The 7,270-nt window shown below is 70.7% G+C and carries 8 protein-coding genes and 1 pseudogene; 1 reads left to right on the top strand and 8 read right to left on the bottom strand.

Annotation, left to right across the window (positions count from 1 at the left end; translation table 11 throughout):
* From Q7W29_14350 to Q7W29_14315, 8 genes and pseudogenes are all read right to left on the bottom strand, one after another.
* A partial coding sequence (locus Q7W29_14350; protein ID MDO9173003.1) for an aldehyde dehydrogenase family protein occupies window positions 1-472 on the bottom strand: 472 nt, incomplete at its 3' end.
* Between the two features lie 18 nt (window positions 473-490).
* Window positions 491-790 carry a EutN/CcmL family microcompartment protein gene (locus Q7W29_14345; GenBank protein MDO9173002.1) on the bottom strand — a complete coding sequence of 100 codons (300 nt, stop codon included), beginning with the start codon at window positions 788-790 and terminating at the stop codon, window positions 491-493.
* 28 nt (window positions 791-818) lie between these two features.
* Complete coding sequence (locus Q7W29_14340) at window positions 819-1,115, bottom strand: BMC domain-containing protein (GenBank protein ID MDO9173001.1); 297 nt, start codon at window positions 1,113-1,115, stop codon at window positions 819-821.
* A gap of 34 nt (window positions 1,116-1,149) precedes the next feature.
* On the bottom strand, window positions 1,150-1,773 hold the full coding sequence (locus Q7W29_14335; protein MDO9173000.1) for a BMC domain-containing protein: 624 nt from the start codon (window positions 1,771-1,773) through the stop codon (window positions 1,150-1,152).
* Between the two features lie 39 nt (window positions 1,774-1,812).
* On the bottom strand, window positions 1,813-2,496 hold the full coding sequence (deoC, locus tag Q7W29_14330) for a deoxyribose-phosphate aldolase (GenBank protein ID MDO9172999.1): 684 nt from the start codon (window positions 2,494-2,496) through the stop codon (window positions 1,813-1,815).
* A gap of 228 nt (window positions 2,497-2,724) precedes the next feature.
* Window positions 2,725-3,147 (bottom strand): annotated as a pseudogene (rpiB, locus tag Q7W29_14325) (ribose 5-phosphate isomerase B).
* 12 nt (window positions 3,148-3,159) lie between these two features.
* Window positions 3,160-3,501, bottom strand: coding sequence for a transcriptional regulator (locus Q7W29_14320; GenBank protein MDO9172998.1), 342 nt, complete (start codon window positions 3,499-3,501; stop codon window positions 3,160-3,162).
* 125 nt (window positions 3,502-3,626) lie between these two features.
* On the bottom strand, window positions 3,627-5,435 hold the full coding sequence (locus Q7W29_14315; protein ID MDO9172997.1) for an ATP-binding cassette domain-containing protein: 1,809 nt from the start codon (window positions 5,433-5,435) through the stop codon (window positions 3,627-3,629).
* A 242-nt stretch (window positions 5,436-5,677) separates the two neighbouring features.
* On the opposite strand from Q7W29_14315, the gene Q7W29_14310 reads away from it, so the two are divergent.
* Window positions 5,678-7,255: a carboxypeptidase regulatory-like domain-containing protein gene (locus tag Q7W29_14310; protein MDO9172996.1), complete on the top strand. Its 1,578-nt coding sequence runs from the start codon at window positions 5,678-5,680 to the stop codon at window positions 7,253-7,255.
* The last annotated feature ends 15 nt before the right edge of the window (window positions 7,256-7,270 follow it).

Raw genomic sequence — 7,270 nt, 5'->3', positions numbered from 1 at the left:
TGGTGGTCGGGGTGATGGCGCCGATGACGCCGAAGGGCGCCCACTCGGTCAGCGTGAGGCCGCGGTCGCCGGTCCAGGTACGGGGCTGCAGCGCCTCCGGCCCGGGTGTCTTGAGCGTCACCAGCCGGTTCTTGATGACCTTGTCCTCGAAGCGGCCGAGCCCGGTCTCCTCCCAGGCGTGGCGGGCCAGCGCCTCGCCCTCGCGCAGCATGACGGCGCGGATCGCCGCGACCAGCGACTCGCGCAGCGACAGTGACGCCTCGCCGAGGCGGCGGAAGGCCGTCGCGGCCGCCTCGACGGCGTGGTCCACGTCGGGGAACACGCCGTCGCCCAGCGACTCGTTGGCTGCTGCTGATTTTCGGGCCGCCGCCGGCTCGTGCACCGCCGCGGTGGTCGCCCCCCCGCCGCCGCGCAGCCGCGCCGCCAACCGCTGGGCGATCTCGTCGACCTGCCGGTCGCTCAACCCGCTCATGGCCGCTCCCTCGCTGTGCTAGCCGTCGCGGCCCTTGTGGTACCGCTCCTCACCCTCGACCTCCCAGCTGTCGACGATGGCCATCACCACGGCGTCGACGGGGCGTCCGTCGGTGGCCCGCGTCTGGCGCGCCGAGGAGCCCGAGGCGTACAGCACGTACTCGCCGGGTCCCGCCCCGACCGCGTCGACCGCCACCACCGAGCCGCCGGACAGCTGCCCGTCGGGGCCGGCCGTGGCCAGCAGCAGGAAGCGCAGGCCGTCGAGCTTCTCGTCCTTCTGGCTGGCCACCACGGTGCCCATCACCTTCGCGAGATTCATGGCCGCCTCCCGGGCCCGCAGCGCGGGGTCACTTCTTGCCCGTCTCCACCTGGCGGCCCAGGGGGATGATCAGGTCCACGTTGGCGTGCGGGCGCGCGATCACGTGCACGGCCACGACCTCGCCCACGCGGGCGGCGGCCGTCTGGCCGGCGTCGCAGGCCGCCTTGACCGCGGCCACGTCGCCGCGCACCACGACGGTCGTGTAGCCGCCGCCGGTCTTCTCGTAGCTCACCAGCTCGACGCGGGCCGCCTTGACCATCGCGTCGGCCGCCTCGACCATCGCCGCGAAGCTGCGGCACTCGATCATACCCAGAGCATCCGACATCACGAGCCTCCCTCGGGGGCTGGGGTCCTGCCTCCTACGAGGCGTGCTCGCGTCCGGTCAGGGCCGCCAGGGCCTGGACCGCCGCGGGCCGCGCCGCTTCCACGTCCTTCTCCTCCCCGCCGATGTAGACCCGGCCGAAACTGCCGAAGGCCCGCACCTCGAGGATGCTGATGTCGGCCGCCTTCTCCGCCTCGTTGGCCGCGAGCGCCGCGTAGGCCGCCGGCTCGCACTCGAGGATGAAGAGGGTCTGGCCGGCCATGATCATGTTGCCGTGCCGCATGCGGTTGATCAGCATGCACTGGTGGTCGTCGAGGTGGCGCACCACCTGGTCGCTGATCACCCGGGGGCGCAGCCGCTGCTCCTCGGTCAGCTCCAGGGCCGACAGGATGGCGGCCCCGGCCTGGCGCACGTCGGCCTGGCTGTCGGCGTGCACCTCGAGCATGCCGAAGTGGCGCTCGACGATCTGCATGCCGGGCGTCACGCGCGTGCTCTTGAGCGCGATGTCGGTGACGCGGTTGATCTCCATGCCCGGCGCGATCTCGACGAAGAGGCTCGCCTGGCCGGTGCGGGGCAGGAAGCCCTGCGCCACCGTCGCCAGGAAGGCGGCGAACTGCGGCTGCAGGCTGTCGATGACGACGAAGGCCCTGAGGTCGACCATGGTCAGCTCCTTGCCCGGGCTCGATTGCTTACCCTGGCTCTACGACTTGCCGCCGGCGCCGACGCCGGCTTCCTCCATGATGGCCACGCTGGCGCTGGCGCCGATGCGCGTGGCGCCCGCCTCGATCATCCGGCGCGCGTCCGCGTAGCTGCGGATGCCGCCCGACGCCTTGACTTCCATGCCGGCGCCCTGGACCACCGCGGCCATCAGGGCGACGTCCTCGGCCGTGGCCCCGCCCTTGGCGAAGCCGGTCGAGGTCTTCACGAAATGCGCGCGGGCGCGGCGCGCGGCCTCGCAGGCGCGGCGCTTCTCGTCGTCGGTCAACAGCGCGGTCTCGATGATGACCTTGCAGACGGCGCCGCCGTCGCGGCAGGCCTCGACCACGGCGCGGATGTCGTTCAGCACCAGGTCGTCGTCGCCGCCCTTGAGCGCGCCGATGTTGATGACCATGTCGATCTCGCGGGCCCCGTCGCGGATGGCGCGGCGCGCCTCGGCCGCCTTGATCTCGGGCAGCGTCGCCCCCAGCGGGAAGCCGACGACCGTGCAGGTCAACACCGGCGTGCCGCGCAGGGCGTTGCTCACGGTCTTGGTCCAGCAGGCGTTCACGCAGATGGAGCGGAACAGGAACTTGCGCGCCTCGGCGCACAGGGCCAGCACCTGCTCGCGCGTGGCGTCGGGCTTCAGGATCGTGTGGTCGATGTAGCGGGCCAGGTCGCGCGGGATCTCGCCGGGCGAGCCGGGGCCGTGGCCGAGGCGGGTGGCGCCCAGCTCCACCAGGCGCCGCGCGCGGTCGGGGGCGGAGGCCACGCACGGTCCTTCGCACGCGGCCCCCGTCGTCGAGCCCACCAGGCGTTCCAGCCTGGCGACGATGCGGTCGAGGTCCTCCGGGGACAGCGCGTCGGGGGCGGCGGCGGGGCGGCCGCCGGCCGGGGCGCTTCCCTTCTCGACGTCGTCGATCATCGCCACCCTCCGTTGGTGGCGGGGCTCCTTGCAGTCGGTCGTCAGGAAGGCGTCCAGGATCTGGACGGCCAGGGCGGCGCCGATCAGGCCGGCGCCGAGAGTCAGCAGGTTGGCGTCGTTGTGCTCGCGGCCGTTGCGGGCGCTGGAAAGGTCGTAGGCCATGGCGGCCCGCACACCGGGGACCTTGTTGGCGACCATGCAGGAGCCGATGCCGGCGCCGTCGATCATGACGCCGCGCTGGGCCCGCCCCTCGGCCACGGCCTGGGCGACAGCCAGGGCGTAGACGGGGTAGTCGACAGCTTCATGGGATGAAGTGCCGAGGTCGAGCACCTCGTGCCCCTGGGACTTCAGGTGGGCGGCCAGCTTGGTCTTGAGGTCGAACCCGCCGTGGTCGGCGCCGATGGCGATCTTCATCCGTCAACCTCCCTACCAGACCCGCTCGGGGGCGCCCGGCCCGCCGCCGGGGGTGGCCCGGATCTCGCCGGATTCCGAGTCCAGGACCGCTTGCAGCAACCTCACGAAGCGCCGGAAGCGGGCCAGGCCTTCCTCGGTGAGCCGGAAGGTGGTGATCGCGCGCCGCCCCTGCCGGGACTTGCGGATCTCCACGAAGCCGGCCTCGGCCAGGTGGCGCGTCTGCACGTGCAGGTTCCCGTCGGCCAGTCCCGTCTCGCTTCTCAATTCCATGAAGCTCTTGGGCTGCCCCTGGATCAGGGCGGCAACGACGGCCAGGCGGGCCGGGGAGGCCAAGGTGGCGTCAAACTCCGGCATCGCGACGTCTTCCGGCCCGGCGAGGCGTTATTAGCTTCATGATCGGAAGTATCGGCAATATTTGGGAGCGGTCAAGCATTAAATCATGTCGTCACGCGATCTAACTTCAGAATATAAAGCAATCATCACCCCTGAGCTTCGCGGATGGACTCCAGCTCCTCCCAGCGGGCGTAGGTCGTGACCAGCTCCGCCTCGATGGTGTCCAGTTCCGCCCGCATGGCCGGCACTTCGCCCCCGGCGCGCTGGTAGAGGGCGGGGTCGGCCAGACCGGCGTGCAGCTCGTCGCGGCGCCGTTCCAGATCCTCGATCCGCTGGGGCAGGGCCTCGAGTTCGCGGGCCTCCTTCCAGGTCAGCCGCCGGGGCGACTCGGGGCGGGGCTTGCTCCGCGGCGCCGGCGGTCCCTCCCGCGGGGCCGGCCGGGACGCGGCGAGCCCGGCGGCGGCCGCCGCCTCGACCCGCTCCCAGTCCTTGTAGCCCCCGACCGACTCCAGCACGCTCCCGTCGTGGCCCACCACCAGGGTCGAGGTGGCCACGTTGTCCAGGAACTCGCGGTCGTGGCTGACCAGGAGGACCGTGCCCTCGAAGTCGACGAGCAGCGACTCGAGCAGCTCGAGCGTCTCGAGGTCGAGGTCGTTGGTCGGCTCGTCCAGGACCAGCACGTTCGCCGGCTGGGTGAAGAGCTTGGCCAGCAGCAGGCGGTTGCGCTCGCCCCCGCTGAGGCGGGTGATGGGGGCGCGGGCCTGCTCGGGCGGGAACAGGAAGCGCTGCAGGTAGGTGATGACGTGCACGTGCTGCCCGTCGATCACGACGTGGTCGCGGCCCGAGGCGATGTTCTCCTGCACCGAGAGCGCCGGGTCCAGGGTGTCCCGCTGCTGGTCGGAATAGGCGATCTTCAGGTTGGCGCCCTGCCGCACCCGGCCGGCGAGCGGTTCGAGCTCCCCGAGCAGCACCCGCAGCAGCGTCGTCTTGCCGGCGCCGTTGGGCCCCAGCACGCCGACCTTGTCCCCGCGCAGGACCGTGGTGGTCAGGCCGCGCACCACCGAGCGCCCGTCGTAGCCGGCGTCGACGCCTTCGGCCCGCAGCACCAGCTTGCCGCTGCGCTCGGCGTCCTGCACCGCGATCTGGGCCGCGGCGCCCAGCTCGCGCCGGGAAGATCGCTCCTCGCGCAGCTCGAGCAACCGGCGCACGCGCCCCTCGTTGCGCGTCCGGCGCTCGCGGACGCCCTGGCGGACCCAGGCCTCCTCCTGGGCCAGGACGCGGTCGAACTCGGCCCGCTGGCGGCGCTCGGCCGCCAGGTCCTCGTCGCGCCGGCGCAGGAAGGTGTCGTAGTCGCAGCGCCAGTCGCGCAGGCGGCCGCGGTCCAGCTCCACGATGCGCCCCGCCAGCGCGCGCAGGAAGGCGCGGTCGTGCGTCACGAACAGCAGCGTGCCCCGCCAGCGCAGCAGGAAGGATTCGAGCCAGCGGATCGCCGGGATGTCCAGGTGGTTGGTCGGCTCGTCCAGCAGCAACAGGTCGGGTTCGCCGGCGAGTGCGCGCGCCAGCAAGACGCGGCGGCGCTGGCCGGTCGACATCTCGGACACCTCGGCGTCCGCGTCCAGGCCGACCTGGTCCAGGACTCCGGACACCCGGTGGGGGATCTCCCAGGGTTCGACGTCCGGCGGCAAGCCTTCGGCCACCACGTCGGCCGCGCGGCCGCGCAGGTCGGCGGGGATCTCCTGCGGCAGCAGGCCCACCCGCAGGCCGGCGGCGCGGATGACCTCGCCGCCGTCGGGGGGCGCCTCGCCGGCGAGCACGCGCAGCAGGGTGGTCTTGCCCTCACCGTTGCGCCCGAGCAGGCAGACGCGCTCGCCCTTCTCCAAACGCAGGTCCACGCCGTCCAGCACGGGCGGACCGCCGTGGGCCAGGGAGACGTCCTTCAGGGTCAGCAGTGCCATGGCTTCCTCGCGGGGTGTCGGCGCGGTTCCGGGACCCCAAGATCGTACAGGCATGATCGTTGCACAGCACAAAATCGCTCTACGGGAGAACAGGCACCAGCAGAACGCGGATACAAGAGCATTTACCCCTGAATAAACGGCTTCATTTTCGGGGTGACGCGAAATGCGGATCTGGTAGACTGCGCTCCGAGTGATCGACGACAGGGACGTCGAGTCCGATCCTTACAACAGGTAGGTGGGAGATGAAGAAGTATTCATGGTTGGTCCTACTGCTCATGGCGGGCATGCTCGTGTTCTGGGGCTGCGGAGGCGACGACGACGACGGCGGTGACCCGCCTGCGGCGACCACCGGCTCGATCTCCGGCATCGTCGACGGCGGCTTCACCAAGTCCGCGATCAGCAACGCCACGATCACGGTCGGCACCCTTACCACGACCTCCAACGAGCAGGGCTACTTCTCGTTGCCCAACGTGCCGACGGGGCAGCGCGTGGTGAACATCGCCCAGTCCGGCTACCTCTCGGTCCAGCGGGTGGTCCAGGTCGTCTCCGGCGAGAACCTGCACCTGCCGGACATCTTCCTGCCCTTCGCCGAGGAGTTCGTGATCGACGGCGAGGCCGGCGGCGTCGCCAGCACCGCCGACGGCGACGGCACGGTCACCTTCGGGGCGGGCGCCTTCGTGGACGCCGACGGCGACCCCTACACCGGCGAGGTGAACCTCGAGGTCACGACCGTCATGCCCGGCGACGAAGAGTTCTACGAGGCCTTCCCCGGCGACTTCGAGGGCATCCGCGAGGACGGCACCACGACGCAGTTCGTGAGCTTCGGCTACATGGGCGTCAACATGTTCAACGCCGACAAGTCCGCCGAGGTCCGCCTGGCCGACGGCGTGACCGCCGAGCTGAGCCTCCGCGCCGACGACTCCAAGGCGGCCGTCGAACAGATCCCGATGTGGTGGTTCGACGAGACGGCCGGCGTCTGGCGCGAGGATGGCGCCGCTGACTACGTCGACGGCAGCTACGTGACCGACGTCTCCCACTTCACGACCTGGAACTGGGACCTGCCGATCGACGACGTCTGCACGATCGAGGGCACGGTCCTGAACACGCTCGAGGAGCCGGTCGCTGGCGCCCGCGTGTTCAGCCGCGGCTACGATTACGCCATCATGGACGACGACTTCACCGACGCCGAAGGCCACTTCAGCGTGCGCGCCATGAAGAACGCGCTGACCGACGTCTGGGCCCTGCGCGGCACCTACGCCAGCGCCGTGGTCCGCGTGACCGTGGCCGAGGAGTGCCCGGTGGTCATGGGTTCGTCGCTCATGCTGCTCGAGCCCGCGTTCGCCATCACCCTGACCTGGGGCGCGAGCCCGGGCGACCTGGACTCGCACCTGCTGATCCCGATGACCTGGAGCGAGGACTACAACTACTACAACATCGCCTACTACAGCATGGGCACCCTGAGCGACAACCCGTACACCACGCTGGACACCGACGACACCAGCTCCTACGGGCCCGAGATCATCAGCAGCGCGCACCTCTACCAGGGGACCTACCAGTACTGGGTGCACAACTACTCCCAGAACAGCTCCCAGGGCACCCATGACTCCGGCGCCCAGGTGCGCCTGGAAGTGGGCGGCACGATCCGCACCTGGAACGCCGTGGACGTCAGCATGGAGGGCGCCGACCTGACCGGTTGGTGGCACGTCTTCAACATGACGATCGACGGCACCAACGTGACGGTGACGCCGGTGCAGCAGTTCCAGCCCCGCTACTCGATGGAAGGCGTCTACGCGGACAAGAGCTTCACGACCGTGAAGTGATCGTCCCGCATAGGA

It is taken from the genome of bacterium, from assembly GCA_030654305.1.
GTDB lineage: Bacteria > Krumholzibacteriota > Krumholzibacteriia > LZORAL124-64-63 > LZORAL124-64-63 > PNOJ01.
This window is presented reverse-complemented; position numbering and strand designations above follow the sequence as displayed.